The following is a 1,627-nucleotide window of genomic DNA, read 5'->3' on the forward strand; positions in this document are numbered from 1 at the left end:
TGATCATGAACGATGCGCTGGAATGCGCGTAGCATGTCGCTCTCGGTGCCCAAGCGCAGGCTGCCAAGGGTTATGAGGGGATCCACGAACCGCGTCCGGGCGGCCAGACCCGGATTGTTCCCCTGCAACTCTTGCGTCAGGAGCTGGTAGTCCCTCAGGACATGCTCGTCGCCCAGCCATTCCATGTCCTGGAGCACCAGCCCGCGGCCGTGAGACGGGGCGGTCGCACCCAAAGCCCCGACCTGAGCATCGTAGGACATGCTCGCAAACGCCGGCACGGAATTATCGTCGCGTGATTCAGACGGCGTGGCCGCAGTCAGATCAACCAATGGAAAATCCCGGTAGGTGTCTGGGCGGGCGCTGGCAGCGGGCGCTGATGCTGCTTCCGGGTTCGGCCACATACTCCAATCAAAGTTGAGCGGCATCTGCGGCCACCAGGTTGAGGCGAACCGGGCAGGTTCTTGCCGTCCGGCCTGGACGATGTCCTGCGCCTGCGATGGCAATGCACCCAGTTGATGGACGGGGTCCGCCGACGACATCAGGCGACCACCTGAATTGGCGATCTCGCCCAGCTGCCGCTCAATGGCAAGGCCGTCTGGATTGTCCAGGGTCCTCGGCCTCTTCGCTGGCCGCAACCCCGCTGTGTCACGCTCATCGTTGATGAGGACCTCCTCGCTTGGCAGGAGGTGGCTGCTGGCAAATGTACCGATCGGCTCGCCGGGGACCTGGCGCGCGGCTGGCTCGAGAGATGACGACGGGCCGGGGTTGTCCATCATCTCCCAAAGCAAATCCTGATCGTAGCCTTCCACCGGAGGCAGCTCATCTGGCCATCTGCCCGCGCCCTGCGACGCGCTGTGCTGAACAGCGGCGCCGACGGACATCGGCTCCATCCGGATCGCGTTTCCGGGATCAGGAACGAGGGGAATATAGCGCTCGAGTCTCATCACTTTAGCGCCTGCCTGCGATTTTCGCAGATCAGTCAGTGCGGCACCGACATTCCTACTACCGCCGACGTCTCTCCTATAGCTCTTGACATCGCCGTCCAACGACGTGCCCGAAAGCCGACCAGCAATGCCCGGCTTGTTGTTCTGACGCAGGTAGTCACTGAAAATGCGAAGAAGAGCTGCATACAACCTGCCAGTCGATGTCCTTGCTTCGTTTTTGTATTCTTTGATGAGAGCCACGTCCTGGGGGTGAGGAGTTAGCTTAGCGCGGCCTGTGATCGGCATGACTCCGCCCGTCAACTGGAAGGTCCGCAGATGGTCCATTGCCGGACGGAGTCTCCCATTATGACCCGTTTCGATGGCCTCGCGCACATCATCGGTCAGCGACCGGTCGTCGAGCCGAGCAGCAATCGGATCTTTGTTATTTGCGAAGAGCCAGCGCCCGAAGCTGCGAAGAGAAGATACATAGGCGTTGGCAGTGCCATCGGCGGCATTGTCCTCGAAGAGGGCCTTCTCAAGCCCCGAAATAAGGCGAGCGTCCTCGGAATAAAGAGGCTGCTTTCTCCGCCCTATCAAAACCGGCTCGAGAGATGGCGACGGGCCGGGTTCGCCCGTCAGCTCCCAAAGCAAATCCTGTTCGTAGCTTTCTACGGGAGGCAGCTCCTCTGGCCACCTGCCCGCAC

The 1,627-nt window shown here is 61.2% G+C and carries 1 pseudogene; it reads right to left on the reverse strand.

The window, feature by feature from the left end:
• Positions 1-1,627: pseudogene (locus AC04SG_RS32755) on the reverse strand (hypothetical protein); the annotation flags it as partial.

This window comes from Mesorhizobium sp. CNPSo 4684 (assembly GCF_057784315.1).